This is a genomic window from Proteus sp. TJ1640, assembly GCF_003144445.1.
Lineage (GTDB): Bacteria > Pseudomonadota > Gammaproteobacteria > Enterobacterales > Enterobacteriaceae > Proteus > Proteus penneri.
Map to the genome: position 1 here is coordinate 325,874 of NZ_PENY01000022.1, position 22,659 is coordinate 348,532.

The following is a 22,659-nucleotide window of genomic DNA, read 5'->3' on the forward strand; positions in this document are numbered from 1 at the left end:
TGTTAATCCTTTCATCTTAGATGAATAATTAATAATAAAATCATAGAATAATTTTCATTCAATTACTTTAATAAAACACACGCTACTATTTATAAAAATTAATTATTTTTTTTTATATTTATAAAATATAAAAATATTTATTCATTTATATAATCTATCTCTTCTCTTAATCTTCCATCAATTTCTATTTTCTTTAACCAGATTAAAATATCCATAATATCCAATAAATCTTGGTCCATCATGACTTCAAAAAGGTGATATCTATGATAAATTTTCCGTGCTAATTCGGGATATCTTACAACTGGCGTTCCCACTTCTTTTGCATAGGATTTAACAGCTAATGCTTTTTCATTAACGCATTTCAATGAAACTAGTGGCATAATTCCATTATCAGGATCGAAATAGATCCCAACTGCTACATGGGTTGGATTAACAATTACCGCAGAAGAATCTCTAATTACTTTCTTCATAGGCTCATCAAGTAATTCTTGATGTAACTGTTTACGTGTTGATTTTATTTCTGGATCACCCTCCATATTTTTATTTTCTTGTTTAACCTCATGCTTTTCCATCATCATATCTTTTAAGAAAAGAAAGAAATCCGTAATAATATTTAAAATAAGAACAGGTAAAGACAATATAAAAAAAACAAATATAAAACTAACAACTAGCGAGCCCCATTTATCAATAACTTGATTTAATCCAGAACGATATAAAAAAAAGATTTCTCGCCCATATACAATAATAAATAAATAGCAAGTAATGATAAATACCACTATAAAAAGTAGTGTTTTTATAAAATCTTTTACTGTTCTTAAACTAAATATTTTTTTAAATCCAGAGATGGGATTAATACGAGTTAAATCTAGTTTTATTGCTTCAGTGGCAAGTTTAAAACGTGATTCAAATAAAGAAGGAATAGTACCAACTAATGCGGTTACAACTAATATTGGTAAAATAATATCAAAAAAAACTTTTGATATTACTTCAATATAACTTTTTAATGTAATATTAGTAGGATGAAGTAAAAGTGATTGGTAAAAACGAATAAACTCTGTGAAATCAGTCTGATGAAAGATATACATCATCCCAATAATATAAACTAACCCCGAAGTTAGCTCTTTATTTTTAAAGCTTTGCCCTTTTTTAGCTGAATCATCCAGTTTTTTCTGGGTTGGCTTTTCCGTTTTTTCAGCCATGATAAATTTCCATAAATAACTCATAAAAATATCTGTTGTTAAAAAATTCAGATAAATCATTCGTTAACGCAGAGGAAAAAAAGAGGAGCAACGCCGAAAATGCAATGATCCCCTTAATACACAGTGATAAAGAAAAGGCGTTAAGTTGTGGGCAAAATAGAGAATAAACACCCAATGCAACTTCACTTAAAAACATAATAATAAGTACAGGTGAAACTAACACAATTGCTACTCTCACCATCTCGGTTAACCATTTACCAATAAAAGAGTAGCCAATATTTTGATTAAAATAACCGATAGGAAAAACATCATAACTATCTTTTAAGGTATCCATTAAAATAATTAGACCACCAGTATTCATAAAATAGGCAACGCAAAATAATCCTGTCAGAGATGCAAATTCAGAAGATTCAATACCTGTCGTTGGATTGATGGTATCACCAATGCTTGCACCTCGTTGATTATCAATAAACTCACCAAACGCTGAGGCAATCCAAAAAGGTGTCGCTATGAGCATCCCAATTAATATGCCAATCACTAACTCACTGATTAGAATAATTCCCCAGCTATCTCTAATATTATCAGTAATAGGAATGCTAGCTTTTATTCCCATAGCAACATAAAACACGATAATGTATTTCAATAGCTGACTATTTAATACACGGCTATTCAGAAAGGGAATAAACATAAAGACAGGAAATAAGCGAGCAACCAAAAGTAGTAAATCGACCAAATAAACTTGTAAATACCCGAATAGTATCAACATGTTATTTATCCAGATAATCCTATGACTAACATCTCTTTTGCATAGACTAATATTTTATCGCCCATCCAGCCCATTGTTATCAGCAAACAGACAAAGACGCTCACTAACTTTATACCGAAAGGTAATGTTTGCTCTTGAACTTGCGTAATAGTCTGTAATAAACCAATAATTAAGCCAACAAAAGTTGCTACTGCTATCGGAGCAGCGGAAAGTAAAATAACCAGATAAACTGCTTTATTTGCTGCATAGACCATATCCATTAGCTTACCGCCATAAGATCAAGATATTGATTAATCAATCCTTTTGATAATAAAGTCCAACCATCCATTGCAATAAACAAAATAAGTTTTAATGGTACTGATAAGGTTATAGGGCTCATCATCATCATCCCCAAGGCTAATAAAATACACGACACCACCAAATCAATAACAATAAAAGGAAGATAGAGATAAAACCCGATAATAAATGCAGATTTAATTTCACTTAATGCATAAGCTGGCAATAATGAAAGCAAAGAGCTTTCAATATTTTCACTATCACCATGGCTTTCAGGTCTATTTCCTTGTGCTTTTTCAAAAAACTCAAGTAATTCCGGTTCTGAATAACGATATAAATAGCGTTTGTATTCACCTAGCGCTTCATCAGAAAAGCGTTCTAGTGATTCTGGTGATGTTATGCTAATAGGTTCATCAACTAAATACTGATAGCTATTTTTGGCAATTGGCGTCATTACAAATAGAGCCATCATCAATGCAACTGCATTAAGTACCATATTTGACGGAACTTGTTGAACACCAAGCGCATTGCGTGTCATCACTAATACAATTGAAAACTTTAAATAGCATGTACCTGCTGCAATAATAAAAGGTGCTAATGTTGCAAAAGCAAGCGTCAAAATTAAGGTTGTTGGGCTATCCATAAATTTACTCTTGAGCTGAAAAAGAACGTTGTATTTCAACAGCAAAGTTATCGCCAATTTTAACTAATTCACCTGATGCAACGGATATGCCATTTACTTTTACAATAATATGTTGATAAGCATTTTCTGGTAATTCTATTTTATCACCAGGAGCAAGTGCCTCTATCTGTTCTATCAATAATGTCTTACTCGCTAATAAAAAAGAGACAGTAACAGGAATAGAGTTAATAGATTGTAAGTTGACAGAATTATCATGCACTAGAGTTGGTGAAATACCATCATTATGATCATCAAGATCAGTTTCATCAGGATCAAACATTTCATTTAATTCCACGCTATTTTCTCCTTTCCATTCAAATCTCATCCATTTCTTTTGCCCAATAACTAACATTGGAGATACTGTCTTAATTAATAAAATATCGCCTTGTAATGCACTTTTAAGTAATGAAAGGGAAATTTGGCTATATCCCCAATAAAAATCAGCAATAGCACCAATTTTCTTTTCTGATATGTTCATCCATTGAAATTTACCTTTAATTTTGTCAATAAATAATTCACCAATATCACTATTGACTACGGGATAACGAATATCAGCAGATTTTCCCAAGCAGACAGTATTTATCTTAAGAGACATCGGCTCTTGTGAAAAAGGAAGCGTAATTCTTGAGAATTTTTCTAATAAAAAATCACATAAATAAGATGCAGGAACTTGTGTCCAATCAATATTTTTTTCAGGGTAGATCTTAGCCATAACAGTATTCACTAAAATGAACCCACTTAAAGTGCCTAATGTATTTTCACCTTTAATATGAAAATAATAGCTTGATATATCAGTAGGCAATGAATCAAATGATGCGGATAAATATTTCATCGCACTGCCATCATAATCTTCACTGTCTAATGGCGCATTCATCAATACTCATCCTCTTTATGCTTATCTGCATCAATTGAATTAATATGTGTATAGCTATTTTTCTCATTATTCTCTAAAGATAGTGTTGAACGACCTTGATACTGATTTAAATTTTCAAATGATGCTTGATAAACTCGTCCAGTTGATGCAATTAATCGAATTTGATTTTCTAGCGCAAAGCGAATTTGCACTTGGTGATCATTATTTCCCCAACGTTTAAAAACATAAGTTATATTATTAGGTCCAATGGATAGAGTATCTATTTTATGTAAAATATTCCATGTCGATAAATTAAGTAATTGATTACCCAAAAATGATGTTTTTATTTGAGGTATTGACTGAGATTTTGATACATCAGTTAACAACATATTAGTATTTATCAACGATATATTTTGCAATTGTTCTTGTTTTCTATTTTTTATTTCTGATTTGAGATCAGAATCTAAAAAAACATGATGATCATTCAAATTTAATTTATTATTTAATAATAATTTCTCATTCTCTAACGAAGTAATTTTACTCTCATCACTCATAGAGCCATGATGTAATTTCCTCTCTATAAAACCATCGTCTAATTTATTTTTTGAGCTTGATATTTTACTTGAATTTAAATCACCTATATAAATTTTATTATTATATTTACTTCTAATTTCTGACTCTAGTTTATATTTCAAGTTATTATTTTTTAGTAATGGTATTGTATTTATATCTTCTTTTTTGTCTAATTGACTATCAAGCATCAATTTTTCTTGTTGATTTATATTCAGTTTTTTATTTTTTATTTTACTATTCAGCGTAGACAACGTGCTTTTAAAATCTATCGTTCTATTTTTTTCATCAACATTATTTATTTTATTATATAAATTATTAGCTTTTATATTGACACCTTGTTCAATTAGCTGCTTTTTTAAATGTGATGGGATAGCTGGCTGCATTATTTGCTGATTGAGTAAGAAGCCCTCTAGATTTTCAAGCTCATCACTATCCATTTCTAATTCATTTTTGGTGTTTTTCTTTGTGGACAATTTTTCTTTTTTATCCATAACTTCTGCAACATCTTTGTGCTCAATACTATTATCTTTTTTACTTACTAATTGCTGTTGAAAAATAAATTCTTTTTTACTAATTAGGGATAATAGTTGTAGTTTATGTTTAAATTTTTGTAGATTTTTAGACGTTATAGTTTTTAGTTGAGATTCATTATTTTTAAAATGAACCTCATCATTATAAGTAATCTGAGTTAATCTAATGCTATCAGATATTATTTTGTTCATACAACGCCATCTCCTGTATCTCATTCTGTTCTAAACGTTCTAGATATAGTGTTTTTTCTAACAGCTTTCTATCAAAATAACGTTGCATTTTCTTTTGTTTCTTAACAGCTACAAGATACTCTTTTTGCAAAGCCATCTTATCTTCTTGTAATTGAATTAATTTATTTTCAATTTCTTTAATTTGGGCATAACATATATTTAATGATGATAAAACAATAGCTTGTTTTCGTCGCTGTTGATTTAATGAGATAAAAGAATAGATACCCGCTTTTTCATAAGTCGGTATCTCATTTTTTAACGCATTTGCTAATTGTTGTTGTTCTATTTTTTTATTTTCAGCTTCAATTAATAATTGTTGATATTGGTGCTGTTTTTTTTCTATTTTTTGTTGACGTTTAATAACAGCATTAATAAGAGATTGTTGTTCAAGAGGTAAGCGCATATAGCTTTTCCTGAGTTTCTTGGAATCCAGCCTTTTCTTTAAATGATTGAACTAAAAAACGTTCAATTAAAGCTTGTTTATTAACGGCTTCGTCATTAAGTGCATTATCACCAGCATGATATTCACCAAGCTCTTGCAGTAATTTAATATCTTGTAAACGCATTAAAATTTGTCTTACTTTTAATGCTGCCTGTTGCTGTTTTTCGCTGGTAATTTGTTGAAAAACACGGCTTACACTACCCAAAATATCAATAGCTGGGTAATGACCAGATGCTGCAATTTTACGCGAAAGATAAATATGACCATCCAAAATAGATCGTACTTCTTCACCTATTGCATCAGGTTCATCATCGCTCTCCAATAAAACGGTATAAAAAGCAGTAATCGAACCTACTTTAGTCACGCCAGGTCGCTCTAAGATTGCAGGTAACTTATCAAATACAGAAGCGGGATAACCTTTACGTACAGGTAATTCACCCGCGGTAAGTGCAACATCACGTAATGCTCGACAATAACGTGTTATAGAATCAATAAATAAGACAACATGCTTTCCCTGCTCACGAAAATATTCAGCAACCGTTGTTGCCACGAGCGCAGCATTACAACGGTCAACCGCAGGTTGATCAGAAGTAGAGCAGATCAAAACTGTTTTTTTACAACGACTATCATTTTTCAACTCTTCAACAAATTCAGTGACCTCACGTCCCCTTTCACCAATTAGACCAATAACAAAAATATCAGCTTGTGAAAAACGGATAAACATATTCATTAACATGGTTTTACCTGTTCCTGCACTCGCAAATATTCCCATTCGTTGCCCTAATCCACAACTTAATAATCCATCAACAGCTCGTACTCCTGATTGAAAAAGTGTGTTAATAGGTAGTCTGTCATTAAATGATGGAGGATTTGCGTCAACAGGAAATAACTCATTATACGTTTCTTCAAGTGGCTCACTGTGATCAAACCTTAATAAGCAATGCCCTTTAATATCAATCATGCTACCTAATACATTGTTATTTAACGCAACGGAAAAAGATTTTCCTGTTGGCTCTACGACTATCTGTAAAGAATATCCTTGAGAGCTTCCCATCATACTAAGTATTGTTATGCCATTACGAAACCCAATAACAATAGCTTCACCAACAACCTGTTTATTTTCTATGCTTGTTTTTATTTGGCAAATTTCGCCAATAAAAACATCACGCAACATCACCTCCAAAATATTTCCTTGTATTCGTGTGGGATGAGCTGCGTAACGAAATGCTGAAAAAAAGTTGTTCATTGTTAATTAATAAATTGCTGATGAATTTGATTCATAACTTGAAAAAATTCATCAATTGCTTTTGCCATTGTTTCACCATTTTGTAGTGCAATAGGCATAAAAGAAGCTCTCAGCTCTAAATCAGACTCCACTTTAACTAAAGCAGGCTGTCCAGGATAAAAACTTTCTGTCTGTACATTAATTTGGTCTAATAAAATACCACTACTATTTTGCTGTAATTGATTTTCATCATATTCACGTAATACAGACCAAATCATAGGAACATCGTCGACAGTTAATAAATTGATATCGGGCATTTCACCGAGGCTAATGGTAATTGTTGAATGGTTATCGATAGATTTTCCATTAGAAAAAAGATCATCACGACCAATGACATTCATAGAGTCGATAATTAAACTAGCAAGATCACAAGACATATTCTTCCCCTAAATAGATTGCAAGACATTTATTTCAATATCTGAAGATAATTCGTCATAGGATAAAACTGAAAGCTGTGAAAACTGCGTCTCTAATAATTTTCTGACAAATCGCCTTATATCTATTGCTGTTAAAATAACATAGTTTTGAATATATTTAATTTCATCAAAAGCAACTGTCATTTTTTCCATAATAAGATCAAGTTCAGCGGGTTCTAAATTAAGAAATGTACCAGAAGAACTCTGCCTTATCCCACTACGAATTATCTCTTCGACTTCGTTAGATAATATAACAACATTAATATTTCCATTTTTAGAAAAAAAACTACTTATATACCGTGCTAACAATGAACGAATATGCTCAGTTAATAATATTGGGTCTTTTTCCTTTCCACCCCATTGTACTAACCCACCAACAATTGTCTTTATATTTCTAATAGGTATTTTTTCTTGTATTAGTCTTTGTAAAACTTCATTAATGCGCTGAATGGAAACTTGTCTATAACACTCTTTCATTAACTCAGGAGCTCGTTCTTCAACTTTATCAAGGATATTTTTAGTTTCTTGAATACCTAAAAATTCAATGATATTAGATGTCATCAAAGATGAGAATTTATTATAAAAGTAATTCTCTGATTTAATAATTTGATAATTTAATTTGGTAAGTTTCTCTTTTTCTGTTTCTTTTACCCAATATCTTTTTATTTTATTGTCTTCTTTTTCAATATACTTTAATCCTAACGAAAAAAATTCATCATTGGGCTCTTCTATATTGATAAGTGAAAATGGGCAATAAAATTCGTCGGCTTTTACTTCATTAATTAAAATGATTATCCTGTCTTCTTCAATTACATCAGAATAGTGGATCACAATATCAGGTAGCAAAACACCATATTGTAAAATAAACTCTTTTTTAAGCCATTTCTCAAAAACAATTTTAGTTAGGTAATCTTTTTTTGTCGTGGAAACAGTGACAATTAAAGGTAAAGTTTCTGCTTGTTCTAAAGAGATCGTTTCTGTAAGCAAACTATTTTCTTCTTCATTTTTCTTTCCTGAAAAAAGATTAGAAATAAGCCCTTTTTTATTTTCTCCCTCTTCATTTGTTCCTCCTTCTTCTATTGTCGATGATGCTGTGGCTTTCTTCTTATTTCCCCTATTTTTTTTAAAGAAGTAAAAAGCAATGATCGTAGAAAGAATAAGGAATACTGGTGTTGGAAAGCCTGGTAAAAAACCAATAATAAATGCCAGTACCGCTGTCACCAACAAAGCAAAATCTTGAGCTAATAGCTCATTCATTATGCTAAAACCTAAATTTTTATTTTCACCACCAACACGAGTAACAATAAAACCAGCACTAATAGAGATAAGTAATGCTGGAATTTGAGCAACTAAGCCATCACCAATGGTCAGTAAGGTGTAGGTATGTAAAGCCTGTGAAATCGATAAATCCATTTGAGCCATACCAACAGAAATACCACCAATAAGATTGACAAAAATAATAACAATACCGGCAATTGCATCACCTTTAATAAATTTCATTGCACCATCAAATGAACCATAAAGTTGACTCTCTTGCCCTAATTCTTTACGCCTTATTTTTACTTCATCATTAGTAATGATGCCGGATTTTAAATCAGCATCAATACTCATTTGTTTACCTGGCATACCATCCAATGAAAAACGTGCTGCAACTTCTGCAACACGTTCAGAACCTTTGGTAATAACCAAAAATTGCACAATAGTAACAATTGAGAAAACCACAAATCCTACGACCAGATTTTCACCAATAACAAACTCACCAAATGAAGTAATAATTTCACCTGCATCAGCATCAAGTAAAATTAAGCGGCTAGTACTAATAGAAAGTGCTAAGCGAAAAAGAGTGGTTATCAGCAATAATGCAGGGAATGTCATGAAATTTAAGATTCGGGTAATATAAAAAGAACTCATAAAAATCAAAAGAGAAATAGTAATGTTTAACCCGATAAGAAAATCGACGATGTAAGTTGGAAGTGGAATAATTAGCATCATGATTACTAAAACCATCACAGCTAATACAATAAGTTCAGGACGATTTCTAATGGCAGAAAGAAATTTATAAACCATAATTTATATCCATTAAAATATGTTTAACATTATATTTATATTGATTTTCTTAAGTGATATTTTTCTATATTTATATATTCATCTATAATATTCTGAATAATCATTTGGCACTCAATTCTAAACTCATCAGATAAAAACAAGCTCTCCGGAAATTTATTAAACATGTTTCTTATTCCCTGTAATAACTTCATTTTTATAGTTATTAATAACTTATCCCACTCACCTGATAATAATGAGATTAAATATTTATTCATATCTCCTGGATAGGTCATGCCATATAATATTAATTGATAGAGTTGTTTTTCTGATATGGTATTTTTTAACTCTATATTCTTAAAAAAACTCATACTTAATTCTATAAAACTGTATAATGCCCTTAGTTTATTGACTCGCTCTAATAATTGCCCAAATTCAGAACTTTGAGCACAACTTGGCATTAAAGATTGCATATCACATAACAAACTTTGGGAAAGGAATGTCAAAATAATTGTGCATTGTTTAATATCATATTCTTCCATCCACATCTGAAAGAAAAAGATCGGTTCTATATCTAAATTAATATAACTTCGATATAAATCTCGTAATACTGTGGGGTTTAATGATAATAACTTAGCAAATGTTTTGGCTTTTAAAGCAATATTTATCCCTGCTTTAATATTCTTGGCATTTTCTCCCTCAAGTAATCGAGCGATTTCATTTTCTATTCCAGCATCTAACTGAGCACCGAGTTTTTTCTTTCTTAATAACTCGCGTAATACCATAACGAGGTCACTTTCATCAGGAAACATTTGCCGTAAATAAGCAAGAAGCTCCTGAAGACTTTGACCTGACTTTTTAAACATTAACAAAGCGTTATTGAGTTTTTTATCTGATCCATCTTCCGTTATATAGAGTGTACTTTTTCCCCGATTGGCTTTTTTATCTAACCACTTTCCATAGCGTTGAGAAAATTGAGTCGCAACCATCGACATATCATCAGCAATATCAGCTAATTGATTTTGGTAATTTTGCTTTTCTGAAATTTTAGGTTGCTTATATTCCGTTTCTTGCTGATTTTTATGGCTAACGTTATTTTCTTTTGCTTCCTGTCTAATCGGTATGGAAGAGTTAATTGGCGCAATCATCACATTACTCCATAAAAGCTTGAAGTTGGTGCAATGCTTGTGTTGTTTTTTTATCCATTGGTTGAAATGGATTTTGGCTTATTGATTCGGATAAATTAGTTTCTGTATTATCTAATAAACGAGGTTGCAACATAAAAATACGCACCATCTTTTTATTATTGTCTGATTTATAACTAAATAACCCACCAATCAAAGGTATTGAACTTAATACGGGAATTTTAGTTTCAGCATTAATATTATCTTCACGAGTATAGCCACCAATTAGTAAGCTTCCCCCTTCTGAAACTCGTGCGACGGTACTAATATTAGTACGGTTAATTACAGGTAAACTTTCAACTGTCTCATCTTTCGCTTTATCATCTTTTTTTTCTGCCCCATCTTCCAAATTGATGATCATTTCAATCTCTTTATTAGAACTGCCAATTCTTGGCAATACGCTCATCATCGTCCCAAAAGTTGTCGATTCTAATGTCGCAACACGCTCACCTTTAATTTGAGTATAAAAGGTGGTGTTATTATCAAAAATTGCTGGAGTATTTTCTTGAGTTAATAGAATAGGACGAGAAACCATTTTGGCATCGCCATCTTCTGTTAATGCTCTTATTTTTCCTAAGAAATTCAAACCTGATGCAGCACTTAAACTTGATGTATTAAAAAAGAAAGAGTGATTGCCTGAGCTATACCCTGCTTGCCAATCAATACCTAAGCTATCCGCTTTATTTTTTGAAATATCAATAATCCATAGAGATAGCTCAACTTGTCGTTTAGGTTTATCCAGTTGGTCAATCAAGGAACCGACTAATTCTAATCCTTCTCGACTGGTTTTAACTAATAAGCTATTTGCAGCAGGCAAAGGAACTAATTCAACATGATATTGCCCCATTTTTGTAATAACGGGTGTGACTGATAAGTTATTGTCATTATTATCTGTAGGCTGTGAGATCTCACTTTCCCTTTCTGCAGTATTATTTCTTGAAGAGTAAGTGCGTTTTATTGGTGTTCCTGCTTGAGACATAAATAACTGCTGGAGTACCGTTGTAATACCTGGTAATACAATTTTTTCATCTCGTAAATAATAAGTTCTATCTTGCACAAAGGTATTTTTTAGTGCAAATACTTGCACAAATTCCTCTCCATAACGAGAACTACCTGTTGGTACTTGATTACTTATATTTTGATAGATTTGTTCCTGAACCGAATTATCTAGATAGTCAGCAGCCGCTTTAACTAATTTAAGATAAACAGGAGGTCCTGAAATATAAAAAGTACGCTGATCCTGCCCTGAACGTAATGGGAAACGAGCATCAAATAGACCCACATCTTGGAGATATTCTTTGAGTTCACTTATTCCAATATTTTTTACTTGGAACAGTTCTTGTTGGATCTCACTATTATCATAAACATAAATAGATTCACCATCATTGAAATAGAGTAATGACATTCTACGCACCATCAAATCAAAAGCATCCTGAGGTGAAGAAATATCAAAATTCCCTGTCACTCTTTTTTTCTTTACAGCGTTGCTTAAAATAAATGGTTTATCTAATTTATCTGATAACACAAAGAAAAATTGCTCAATACGAGTATCAACAGCAATAAACATATCAGGTTTTTTTACCTGATGTGTGTAGATAACTTTTCCCTCTGCACCTTGAACAGGAAAAGTTAAACTACAACAAATTGATAGCCCAATAGCACAGCAAATATTATTTTTTATTTTCATAGAGAAGGTGACCAATTCGACGAAATTCCGTCGGTGTAATACCAAACAGTGTTTTTATTTCATTAGAAAAATGGGATGCAGAGCTAAATCCATTATCTACTGCAATTTGTGTCAAAGATTCACTTGTTGATAAAGTAGTAAGAATCGATGATGCTGCTCGCCATGAACGTAATTGGCTTTTACCACAATTACCTAAATAACGTTTACAAAGTCTTCTAAAATGCGTGCCTGATACACCATAACGTTCTCCGATTTGAGCAATATTACTCTTTTTCTCATCTAAATAACTGATGAGATGTAATACAAGCCAATAGCTCTCGCTATGTCTTATGGTGACAAAAAGAGGTTCTAATTGACTATTCTCTTTTAAAGCTTCGCTAATTAATATGTACTCTAATGATCCCTCTCTACTTTCTATATAAAAAATCTGCTGATTAATATCAAATTCAGTGCCTATTGCTGTCATTTTTGAAAAATCACGAGCATAATCAATAAAGGCTAATAATCTGGCACAGATAAAAAAAGATCTTTTTTCCATTTTCCAACTTTGATTATCAGACTGAAAAATAACATCACTATTTTTAGCATTATAAATAAAAGCACTTCCTTTTATCATTTTTGTAAATTGTCCATCTCTTATTTTAATTGATGATTCATTATTCAAGGGAATACAAAAAAATAATGAATTCCCCATTAAGATATTTCTATCTCCACTTATTTTTATATCGTTTATCAACATAATTTAAACCTCAAAAATATAAATCAACTCAAAAATGAAAAAGATAACGATACAATATCGCTAACGGAATACAATTTACGTGTTATGATTTGCATGTTCTTCGAATAATACCATCAATAATTAGTGATAAAAATGTATAATTAAAGCAGCAAGTTTATATTTTACAAAAATTTTTTATAAAACACACCTTAAATTAGCAAATAAAAAACCTGTTCTTTTTTTAAAAAAACATTTCGATATTGAAGACCAATATTAATTCATACAATAAATAGGCACGATAACTTCTAGGATATATTTATGCTTTATTATTTATATATTTTGAATGGACCATTAAAGTATACAAAAATATCATTAATTCCAAATGAATATTCAATATCAACATACAACAAGAGAAATAAAATACATAATAATGATGCAAATCAGATTTACATTCCATGCAGTGATGAAGAATTGGTTAAAAAAGTGAATGTCAAACTAAAAAATACAGAAGAAGATCAAAGTACATTAGTTATAGAAGAGAGTGTGATAGCGAATGAAATAGGTGTTGAAATGGATATATATTTTAATAAACCTATTTATTTTAATAATATCCCTATGTTTTTAATTAGTAAAAATGATAACTTGGAAAAAGAACTATTAGTATTTAAGAATAAATCACCTAACATTAACCTCCGAAAAAAGATAGCTATCATATTAATAACAGCTATATTTTTTTCATTATTATCTATTTCATTTTTATTTTTTAACAAAAAAGAAGTTAACAACATCATACCAGAACCAACGTTATCAGTAGAAAACTATCACTATTTTTTAGGTTTAAAAAATCATTATTGCCTCTATGACGATAGCGCGCCTGAATGGGTTAAAAAAAACAATAATAACAGTCGATATTCATATATAGATATTAAAAAATTAAATCTTATCTTTAATAAAGAGAGTAAAATAACAAACAACATTATAATTAAGAATAATTCAAATCCAATAATATCTTTTGTTTATCATAATAATCATGAAAAAGATAAAATCAGTTCAGTTATTCAACAACAGTTTTCTACCTTTTGCCAACCAACTATCAAAGCCATATCTATTCCTAGTTTAATTGAAGAGATAAATACACTCTCTTTTATAAAAAAATCCAGTTATCAAATAAAAGAAGATAAGAATGGGATCACGTTTATATTTGATGATGTTTTGAATAAAGAAAGTAAAATAAAATTTGAGCAATTTATAAAAAAACAAACCTTTATTTTTGGCAGAAAATTTATATTTTACCGTGAGAGTATAGGCAATCCTGATTTAATCAATAAAGCAACTTTACAAGAAGAGAACGGATATATTTTTATTGATAGCCAACACCGTTATTTTCCCAAGGGGTAATATTCGGATTTCATTAACACAAAATCATAAATATTCAGAGGATTAATATCATGGCAAATAATTCAGTGACCGATGATGTAAGCTCAATTAAAAAAATAGACGATTACTTTCAAGATCCAGTTAAAAATCAAAGTGATGCATTAAAATCAGCACTTGATGCTTTAAAAGCAGATACCTCGAATGCCGCCGCATTAGCAGACTATCAAGCAAGGTTAGCTGAATACAATATTACACGTAATGCTGAATCAACATCGATTAAAGTCGTTAAAGACTTAGCGATGAGTATTATTGGTAATATGCGTTAATTTTAAATTATATAAAGGATATTTATGGCTATTTTACCTGTTTCTACAGTTAATTTATCTGCGTTATCTGAAAGTACAGATAATGAAGATTCATTATCTTCAATAATAACAAAAAATATTGCCAGTAGTTTTCAGTATGAAACTCAAATACATGAAAAACTGGCAACATTAAGTCAGCTTTCTGATGTTCATAGCTATACCAAGCTACAAACCACGCTAAATGATTATACCATTACCATGAATTTAGCCAGTACCTTGGCAAGAAAATCATTGAATATCGTAGAAACCCTACTAAAGGCGCAATAGTGATGAAAACCAGATATTTATTAAGCATGTTATTATTTTGTCTGGTTTCACTATTAACTGGGTGTAAAGAGCAGTCATTATTAACCGGTCTGAATCAGCGTCAAGCAACACAAGTGCAAGCTGTATTACAAAAGCATCAAATAACCAGTACTCAAACCGCATTAGGCAAAGGATTATTTGATGTGTCAGTTAAAAAAGAGGATGTTGCTGTCGCGATTCAAATATTGGAACAGTATCAATTGCCTAGTAATACGCGGGTTGAAATTACCCAAATATTCCCTTCTGATGCATTGGTATCTTCACCACAGGCAGAAAAAGCACGATTAATTTCGGCTATTGAGCAACGATTAGAACAATCATTACTCACCATTGAAAGTGTTATCGATGCAAGAGTGCATATTAGCTATCCTATTTCCTCCTCAGAGCGCATTATTCCTCCTCCTCATGCATCTGCCATAATTTTTTATGAAGACAGTGTGCTTGATGCAGAACAACTTGGTGAAGATATTCGCGCTTTTATTCATAATTCCTTTAACGATATGAATGAAGATAATATTACTGTTCTACTTTATCCACGCAATATCAATAAATTAAATGTATTAAAACCTCTCACTACTGATGAAAATAGTGCTATCGCTTTTAATTATTGGTGGTTGTTATGTCCACTTTTTATTGGCTTACTGTTCATTATAATATTTATTTTTATAAAGTATCGCCAAAAAAAGCTGATGATGAAGGAGAAAAAAGATGACACTCTCTCTTCAACAGTTTGAGAAAATTTCTACCGTGATGTATGAACCATTACAATACATTCATCAAGACTATAAAACAGTAGCAACTCTCGATGATAAACTTATTTGGCAGCAATTTGCTAATCATCAATTAATTAAAGAACATAAACTTATCACTGAAATAGACTGCGATATAGAAACCGACCTTGTCGCCCAAAAACTATTTACTCAATGGTCGTTATTACCTCAATGCGCTCTATTTTTAGGTTATTTTTACTCACCTAAATATATTTTACACTCAGGTGATTACTATCAATTGTCATCATCATTACAAGCTTTTCTCTCTTTAAGACCTGTCCTTTTGATAAATGAGGAAAATAAAAATGATAATAACGAGATAGCGCCTATCACAATAGGTTATCAATTATTATTTACTTTTATTCACTCTATTTCAGTCGCATTAGCACAACGGTTTAAACTCTGTTTTCCTATAAGTCAGTCCCAATTAAAGTTATCAACGGATTTATCTTTATCACGCTCACTTTTTCTTTTGGTGCTTAATTATGCTGCGTTCAGTGCATGAAAAACTGTTAGGTTATACCTGTGAAGGGGTGCTTATTCGTGCCCGTTATATCCGACAATTGGATAATATCCATAAAATAAATCTCGCTACAAAAAATAATGCGAAAAAACTTATTCGCAATACTGAGAAAAAACTTAAATTACATCATGATGCTGTGGTTAGGCAAGGCTATAGCGAAGGACTGAAAGCACTATTGGGAGATATATTAACCTTGTTCTCTCAGTATCAAACTCATTTATTCAACTATGAAATAAAACAAAGAGAGTTGATCACAAGGACAGTTGCTCAATATTTCCAGTCACCGGATATGCAAATAGAACTAACAAAACAACTTATTGCCGCAAGCCCTGTTGATCATAAACTCACACTTAATATTCCTAAAACCTTACAACCTTATTTAGAAGAGACACTGAGTGATCAAAATATTGAATTAATTCCCCATGATAATACGACAATTTCTGTCAGCGCAGGATCACAAATCCTTTTCTTTGATCCTCCTCTTTTCATGCAAGATCTCAAATCTCAATTTCATCGGCCTTATACTGAAAAAAATCAACTCACATTTTCTCAAGATCTTAAAACGCGTTTAATTGATTATATTCAACAGTTTGAATTGTTAGAAAGCCAAGATGAAAATCAAATTCAAAGAGACCTCCCTAATGAAAATTGATCCTTCCTATACACAGTCACTATCTCATTTATCTTCAAGAATAAATACAGATAAAACAGAAGCAATAGAGAATCAACCAGTGCCCCTTCCTAGGGCTACAGAAAGTGATATTTTAGCGCCTTTTCTTAATCGAGATTTTTATCAGCAATTACAAGATCAAGGCATCAATGATACAAAGGCTATCCTTAATTTCCTAAATCAATATGATGTTATGAATGATGGTAATCAAACACTTAAAGAGAATCGCCAACGAAGCATATTAATGTATGCGCATCAACAGAGTGTATTAGATGATACAGAAAATAAAGAGACTATTAATCAAGCGCTTATTTCATTTCTTTCTTACCAAGGTTTCTATCACCAATTCACACTTGATTTACTGGGTATGACTGATAACCAAGAAGACTATGAGGGATTTTTCAAACCAGATAGTGCATCGTTTTCATTTTGATTATAGGATCTGAGGCCCTGCCCCCTTTTCACCTAAAATATCATCAGGATTGCGCAACGGACAATCACTCAATGATAAACAACCACAGCCAATACAGTGGTCAAGCCCGTTACGTAATCGTTTAAGACGGCGAATGCGTTCATCGAGTCGCACTTTCCAATCCGTTGATATTTCGTGCCATTGTTCTGCCGTTAATTTACTATTTGGCGGGTACTTTCCCAATATTTCTTGGATTTCTTTTAACGGAATTCCCGTACTTTGAGCCGCCTTGATAATTGCCACATAGCGCAATACAACTGGTGGATAACGCCGCTGATTACCTGCACTTCGATAGCTTTCTATCAATCCTTTTTCTTCATAAAAATGTAACGTTGAAATCGCAACACCACTACGTTTTGCTACCTCACCGACGGTAAGTGCTCTATTGAAATCTATTTTCTCTTTTTTCATTCTTTCCTCTTGACCTCAACTTAACTTGAGGTTTTATAGTCCTCTCCTCTCATGAAGTCAAGTCAGTGGGATACCGACTTTTGTATTGAAGATTATTGAGGATAGAAAAATGCCTAATTCAATTGCACGTATTCTTGAAAGCCGCGCTTTATGGTTTATCGCCAGATTACTCATTCTTGTTTTATTTCTCTCCTCTGGTTTTGCCAAGGTGTTTGATTACCAAAATAGTTTGGCTGAGATGCGTGCAGCAGGATTAACTCCAGACTGGTTTTTTAATATTGCCACTGCGATCGTTTTATTTTCAGGTTCTTTATTAGTCCTTTTCGATCGTTATTTATGGCTAGGTGCTGGAGCGCTCGCTGTTTTCCTATTTTTGACCATTGTGATTGTACATACGTTTTGGAATATGACGGGAGATAAGGCCATGTTGTCGATGTATTTCGCAATCGAGCATACCTCTGTTATTGGAGGATTAATCACTACGGCAATGGCAAGTCATTTCAGAGCATTATGGAAAAAAACTGACGCATAAAAACGATAAAAAATATAAAAATAATCACTATGGAAACAACAATAGTATGAATAAAAAACTCACTCTCACGGTATGTGCCTCACTCTTTTTAATCAGTGCTGGTGCAATGGTTTATGCAACAACATCATCTGATGAAGATGCATCTCAGCAATTCGCTTATCCACCCACTAAAGTGGCATTAGCAACTGTACAATCATCAAAATTACCAAACAATATGCAAGGAGTTGGTGAACTAGAAGCCGCGCGCCAAGTCTACTTAGCCGCTGAAACCAATGGTCGAATTGCTGTGATTAATTTTGAGTCAGGGCAAACTGTTAAAGCAGGTCAAGTTTTAGCTAAATTAAATGATGAGCCTGAACAAGCGGAATTATTGCGTTTACAAGCACAATTAACTAACGCGGATAAACTCTACTCCCGTACAAAACAGCTTTATAGTAAAAATGTCGCAGCAGCTGCACAATTAGACAGTACATTATCTGAGCGCGATATGATTGCCGCATCCATTCGTGAAGTAAAAGCGCGAATTGCACAGAAAGCAATAAAAGCGCCTTTTGATGGCATTGTCGGGATAAAACTTGTTCATGAAGGACAGTACCTCAATGCGGGTGAACGTGTTGCATCTTTAGTCGATGCGAGTCATTTAAAACTCAATTTCTCACTTGATGAGCAAGCTGCTCCCAAAATTTCCGCAAAACAGCCCGTCAATATCGAGGTCGATGCTTATCCAGAGATGGTATTTACAGGCTCAATTAATGCCGTCGATCCTCTTATTGGTCCATCTCGCACTGTACAAGTACAAGCTGTTTTACCTAATACCGATAACAAATTAAAAGCGGGCATGTTTGCTCGTGTACAAGTTACTTCTCCAGATAGTCCTATGGTATTAACCGTACCAGAAACGGCAGTTACTTATACTGCCTATGGAGATACCGTGTTTGTAGCGCAATCTGACAATCAAAAAAACCTTATCGCTAAGCGTGTCTCTGTGAAAGTTGGATTGCGCTACAACGGCATGATTGAGATAAAAGAAGGCTTAACCCTTGGTGATCAAATTGTCTCATCTGGCCAAATTAAATTAAGTGATGGCATCTCAATTGAACCTATTGAGCAAGATACATTAGCGCTAGCTCAATCTGCGACAACCAAACCATAACGGGAGTTAATAATGAAGTTTACCGATATTTTTGTTCGGCGACCTGTTTTGGCATTAGTTGTTAGCACATTGATCTTGTTACTGGGCGCATTTGCATTCAGTAAGCTACCCGTTCGCCAATACCCTATGTTACAAAACTCAACGATTACGATCGCAACAGATTATCCTGGCGCATCGTCTGAGCTGATGCAGGGATTTGTTACTCAGCCAATTACACAAGCAGTTTCCTCTGTTGAGGGAGTTGATTATATTTCTTCATCTTCAGTACAAGGTAAAAGCTTAGTTACCGTCAGAATGGAATTAAACCGCGACCCTACTCAAGCCTTGACGCAAGTAATGGCTAAGGTAAATCAAGTTCGTTATAAGTTGCCAGAACAAGCTTATGATCCGGTAATCGAGCTTTCATCAGGAGAATCTACAGCCGTAGCTTATGTGGGTTTCTCCAGTGAACAGCTTTCTATTCCTGAACTCACAGACTACCTTTCTCGCGTTGTTGAACCGATGTTCTCATCCATTAATGGTGTTGCTAAAGTACAAGTATTTGGTGGTCAACAATTGGCGATGCGCTTATGGTTAGATGCAGACAAACTGGCTGGTCGCAACTTAACAGCGAGCGATGTGGCGGAGGCAGTTCGCCGTAATAACTATCAAGCCGCACCCGGTAAAGTAGAAGGCGAGTTTGTCATTGCCAACGTTTATGTCAATACCGATCTCACTAATGTCGAAGAATTTAAAGACATGGTTATCATTAATGATGGTAATAATCTTGTCCGCTTACGTGATATTGGTACCGTCGAGCTAGGTGCTGCGGCCACTGAAACTAGCGGTATTATGAATGGTAAAAAAGCGGTATTTTTGGGTTTATTCCCGACACCAACAGGTAATCCATTAGTGATTGTTGATGGCATTCGCGAACATCTTGTTGATATTCAAAAAACCTTACCGCCGAGCGTCGATGTAGAACTGGCATTTGAAACTTCACGTTTTATCAAAGCCTCTATTAATCAAGTAGTACAAACCTTAATTGAAGCGATTTTAATCGTTATCGCGGTTATTTATCTCTGTTTGGGATCGTTCCGTTCTGTTCTTATTCCTGTACTTGCCATTCCGTTATCAATGCTAGGTGCTGCCGGATTAATGCTTGCCTTTGGTTTTAGTATCAATTTGCTCACTTTGCTGGCAATGGTTTTAGCCATTGGACTTGTGGTAGATGACGCGATAGTGGTTGTTGAAAATGTCCATCGCCATATTGAAGAGGGATTATCACCTGTTCAAGCCGCTTTAGTGGGGGCAAGAGAAGTGGCTGGCCCTGTTATTGCAATGACCATAACGCTAGCGGCTGTTTATGCTCCGATTGGTTTAATGGCTGGATTAACGGGCGCATTATTTAAAGAATTTGCCATAACACTGGCAGGTAGTGTGATTGTATCCGGTATTGTGGCATTAACGCTATCCCCCGTGATGAGCTCATTAATGCTAAAACCAAAAGAAAATGAAGGCAAAATGGCTAAAATAGCCGAGTATGTCTTTGATAAATTAGCTCATCATTATGGTTACATACTCAATTTTTCATTAGCTAATCGCTGGTTAACCGTTATTTTCGCCTTAGCTGTATTTGTCAGCTTGCCGTTTTTATATAGCCAGACAAAACAAGAGCTAGCGCCTTCAGAGGATCAGGCGAGTGTATTAACCGCGGTAAAAGCACCACAACATGCAAATCTTGCCTATGCTGAACGATTTAATCAAAAGCTTGATGAAATTTATATGAGTCTGCCTGAAACTGACAGCACATGGATAATTAATGGTACTGATGGCCCATCAGCCAGCTTTGGTGGTATTAACTTTGATGGTTGGGATTTACGTGATCGCAATGCAGATCAAATCCAAGCTGATTTGCAAAATCGCGTCAATAATGTGGAAGGTACCAGTATTTTTGCTTTCCAATTAGCTTCTCTACCCGGCTCAGTGGGTGGATTGCCTGTACAAATGGTGTTACGTAGCCCATTAGGTTATCCCGTTTTGTTTGAAACAATGGAACAAATCAAACAGCAAGCAAGAGAAAGCGGTTTGTTTGTCGTGGTGGATAGCGATTTAGATTACAACAATCCCGTTGTTCAAGTTGCCATAGACAGAGCTAAGGCCAATAGCTTAGGCATTCGTATGCAAGATATTGGTGAATCACTCTCACTATTAGTGGGTGAACACTATATCAATCGCTTTGGTATGGATGGTCGCTCTTATGACGTGATCCCACAAAGTGTACGCCATCAACGCTTAACGCCAGCAGCACTTGCAGGGCACTATATTCGTACTCAAGATAATGTGTTAATTCCATTATCAACCGTTGTGAATATTACGACTCAAGTTGAACCGAATAAATTGACACAGTTTAATCAACAGAACGCAGCTATTTTCCAAGCGATCCCCGCCCCCGGCGTCACGATGGGACAAGCGGTCGCTTTTCTTGAAACGGTGGCAGATTCATTACCCGCAGGTTTTAGTCATGATTGGCAATCTGATTCTCGCCAATTTACCCAAGAAGGAAATACACTAGTCTTTGCCTTTATTGCAGCACTTATCATTATTTACTTAGTGTTAGCTGCGCAATATGAAAGCTTGGTCGATCCTTTAATTATCTTAGTTACTGTACCGCTATCAATTTGCGGCGCATTAGTCCCTCTCGCTTTAGGGATGGTGACACTAAATATCTACACTCAAATTGGTTTAGTCACACTAATAGGGCTTATCAGTAAGCACGGAATTTTAATGGTGGAATTCGCTAATGAATTACAAGTTCATAAAAATCTAAATCGTCGAGATGCCATTATTGAAGCAGCAAAAATCCGCTTACGTCCTGTATTAATGACTACGGCGGCAATGGTTATTGGGCTTATTCCACTTTTATTTGCCAGTGGTGCTGGAGCGAATAGTCGCTATGGTCTAGGGCTGATTATTGTGTCGGGCATGTTAGTCGGCACCCTGTTCACGCTATTTGTATTACCAACGATGTATAGTTTCTTAGCGCGAAATCATCAAGTCAGCGCTCAAACTGAGCGTCAAAAACAGTTACAGCAAGTGAGTGAGTTATAAGTCAGATAAATGACAAGAAATAATAAATAGTAATGTTGTAAAAATAATCCCCATTGTGAAGGCAATGGGGGTTTTATTAACAAAGTAAAATATAACACTTATAAA

At 33.6% G+C, this 22,659-nt stretch carries 24 protein-coding genes; 10 read left to right on the forward strand and 14 right to left on the reverse strand.

Features of this window, described 5'->3' with window-relative positions; genetic code table 11:
- Positions 1-137: 137 nt before the first annotated feature.
- The 13 genes from DK861_RS10805 to DK861_RS10865 are packed head-to-tail and all read right to left on the reverse strand — an operon-like array spanning position 138 to position 12,906.
- Positions 138-1,199 (reverse strand): EscU/YscU/HrcU family type III secretion system export apparatus switch protein, encoded by a 1,062-nt coding sequence (locus tag DK861_RS10805; RefSeq protein ID WP_109400088.1) that lies wholly within the window; start codon positions 1,197-1,199, stop codon positions 138-140.
- Positions 1,192-1,965 carry a type III secretion system export apparatus subunit SctT gene (gene sctT, locus DK861_RS10810; RefSeq protein WP_109400089.1) on the reverse strand — a complete coding sequence of 258 codons (774 nt, stop codon included), beginning with the start codon at positions 1,963-1,965 and terminating at the stop codon, positions 1,192-1,194. The genes DK861_RS10805 and sctT overlap by 8 nt, the downstream gene beginning before the upstream one ends.
- Before the next feature lie 5 nt (positions 1,966-1,970).
- Positions 1,971-2,225 (reverse strand): type III secretion system export apparatus subunit SctS, encoded by a 255-nt coding sequence (gene sctS, locus DK861_RS10815; protein ID WP_006536279.1) that lies wholly within the window; start codon positions 2,223-2,225, stop codon positions 1,971-1,973.
- Positions 2,225-2,884 (reverse strand): EscR/YscR/HrcR family type III secretion system export apparatus protein, encoded by a 660-nt coding sequence (locus DK861_RS10820; RefSeq protein WP_109400090.1) that lies wholly within the window; start codon positions 2,882-2,884, stop codon positions 2,225-2,227. The genes sctS and DK861_RS10820 overlap by 1 nt, the downstream gene beginning before the upstream one ends.
- A 4-nt stretch (positions 2,885-2,888) precedes the next feature.
- On the reverse strand, positions 2,889-3,797 hold the full coding sequence (locus DK861_RS10825) for a FliM/FliN family flagellar motor switch protein (protein ID WP_109400091.1): 909 nt from the start codon (positions 3,795-3,797) through the stop codon (positions 2,889-2,891).
- Entirely contained in the window at positions 3,797-5,071 is a 1,275-nt protein-coding gene (locus tag DK861_RS10830) for a hypothetical protein (protein ID WP_109400092.1), read from the reverse strand. Before DK861_RS10830 ends, DK861_RS10825 begins: the two co-directional genes overlap by 1 nt.
- The gene (locus tag DK861_RS10835) at positions 5,052-5,513 is read right to left on the reverse strand and encodes a type III secretion protein (protein WP_109400093.1); all 462 of its coding nucleotides are present in this window, start codon (positions 5,511-5,513) and stop codon (positions 5,052-5,054) included. Before DK861_RS10835 ends, DK861_RS10830 begins: the two co-directional genes overlap by 20 nt.
- On the reverse strand, positions 5,497-6,798 hold the full coding sequence (gene sctN / locus DK861_RS10840; protein WP_109400094.1) for a type III secretion system ATPase SctN: 1,302 nt from the start codon (positions 6,796-6,798) through the stop codon (positions 5,497-5,499). Before sctN ends, DK861_RS10835 begins: the two co-directional genes overlap by 17 nt.
- Positions 6,799-6,800: 2 nt before the next feature.
- A complete protein-coding gene (locus DK861_RS10845) occupies positions 6,801-7,214 on the reverse strand; it encodes a type III secretion protein (protein WP_109400095.1) in 414 nt (137 codons plus the stop codon).
- Positions 7,215-7,223: 9 nt separating this feature from the next.
- A complete protein-coding gene (locus DK861_RS10850) occupies positions 7,224-9,320 on the reverse strand; it encodes an EscV/YscV/HrcV family type III secretion system export apparatus protein (protein ID WP_109400096.1) in 2,097 nt (698 codons plus the stop codon).
- Between the two features lie 35 nt (positions 9,321-9,355).
- Complete coding sequence (sctW, locus tag DK861_RS10855) at positions 9,356-10,444, reverse strand: type III secretion system gatekeeper subunit SctW (RefSeq protein ID WP_109400097.1); 1,089 nt, start codon at positions 10,442-10,444, stop codon at positions 9,356-9,358.
- Between the two features lie 4 nt (positions 10,445-10,448).
- A complete protein-coding gene (sctC, locus tag DK861_RS10860; protein ID WP_109400098.1) occupies positions 10,449-12,167 on the reverse strand; it encodes a type III secretion system outer membrane ring subunit SctC in 1,719 nt (572 codons plus the stop codon).
- A complete protein-coding gene (locus tag DK861_RS10865) occupies positions 12,151-12,906 on the reverse strand; it encodes a helix-turn-helix domain-containing protein (protein ID WP_072064449.1) in 756 nt (251 codons plus the stop codon). The genes sctC and DK861_RS10865 overlap by 17 nt, the downstream gene beginning before the upstream one ends.
- 297 nt (positions 12,907-13,203) lie before the next feature.
- On the opposite strand from DK861_RS10865, the gene DK861_RS10870 reads away from it, so the two are divergent.
- From DK861_RS10870 to DK861_RS10900, 7 genes are read left to right on the forward strand one after another with little or no spacing between them, the layout of a single operon-like run.
- Positions 13,204-14,283, forward strand: coding sequence for a hypothetical protein (locus DK861_RS10870; protein WP_109400099.1), 1,080 nt, complete (start codon positions 13,204-13,206; stop codon positions 14,281-14,283).
- A 50-nt stretch (positions 14,284-14,333) separates the two neighbouring features.
- A complete protein-coding gene (sctF, locus tag DK861_RS10875; protein ID WP_006536302.1) occupies positions 14,334-14,588 on the forward strand; it encodes a type III secretion system needle filament subunit SctF in 255 nt (84 codons plus the stop codon).
- A 24-nt stretch (positions 14,589-14,612) separates the two neighbouring features.
- The gene (gene sctI / locus DK861_RS10880; protein ID WP_109400100.1) at positions 14,613-14,894 is read left to right on the forward strand and encodes a type III secretion system inner rod subunit SctI; all 282 of its coding nucleotides are present in this window, start codon (positions 14,613-14,615) and stop codon (positions 14,892-14,894) included.
- Between the two features lie 2 nt (positions 14,895-14,896).
- On the forward strand, positions 14,897-15,667 hold the full coding sequence (sctJ, locus tag DK861_RS10885; protein WP_109400101.1) for a type III secretion inner membrane ring lipoprotein SctJ: 771 nt from the start codon (positions 14,897-14,899) through the stop codon (positions 15,665-15,667).
- A complete protein-coding gene (locus tag DK861_RS10890) occupies positions 15,642-16,208 on the forward strand; it encodes a type III secretion protein (protein WP_109400102.1) in 567 nt (188 codons plus the stop codon). Before sctJ ends, DK861_RS10890 begins: the two co-directional genes overlap by 26 nt.
- Positions 16,189-16,878 carry a type III secretion protein gene (locus DK861_RS10895; protein ID WP_109400103.1) on the forward strand — a complete coding sequence of 230 codons (690 nt, stop codon included), beginning with the start codon at positions 16,189-16,191 and terminating at the stop codon, positions 16,876-16,878. Before DK861_RS10890 ends, DK861_RS10895 begins: the two co-directional genes overlap by 20 nt.
- Entirely contained in the window at positions 16,868-17,329 is a 462-nt protein-coding gene (locus DK861_RS10900; RefSeq protein ID WP_109400104.1) for a hypothetical protein, read from the forward strand. Before DK861_RS10895 ends, DK861_RS10900 begins: the two co-directional genes overlap by 11 nt.
- Here DK861_RS10900 and soxR read toward each other — a convergent pair whose 3' ends face one another.
- On the reverse strand, positions 17,330-17,779 hold the full coding sequence (soxR, locus tag DK861_RS10905) for a redox-sensitive transcriptional activator SoxR (RefSeq protein ID WP_006536309.1): 450 nt from the start codon (positions 17,777-17,779) through the stop codon (positions 17,330-17,332).
- A gap of 109 nt (positions 17,780-17,888) precedes the next feature.
- Between soxR and DK861_RS10910 the strand changes: the two genes are divergently transcribed.
- From DK861_RS10910 to DK861_RS10920, 3 genes are read left to right on the forward strand one after another with little or no spacing between them, the layout of a single operon-like run.
- The gene (locus tag DK861_RS10910; protein WP_109400105.1) at positions 17,889-18,311 is read left to right on the forward strand and encodes a DoxX family protein; all 423 of its coding nucleotides are present in this window, start codon (positions 17,889-17,891) and stop codon (positions 18,309-18,311) included.
- A gap of 46 nt (positions 18,312-18,357) precedes the next feature.
- On the forward strand, positions 18,358-19,464 hold the full coding sequence (locus DK861_RS10915) for an efflux RND transporter periplasmic adaptor subunit (RefSeq protein WP_109400106.1): 1,107 nt from the start codon (positions 18,358-18,360) through the stop codon (positions 19,462-19,464).
- Positions 19,465-19,476: 12 nt separating this feature from the next.
- Complete coding sequence (locus tag DK861_RS10920) at positions 19,477-22,554, forward strand: MexW/MexI family multidrug efflux RND transporter permease subunit (RefSeq protein WP_109400107.1); 3,078 nt, start codon at positions 19,477-19,479, stop codon at positions 22,552-22,554.
- Positions 22,555-22,659 lie beyond the last annotated feature (105 nt).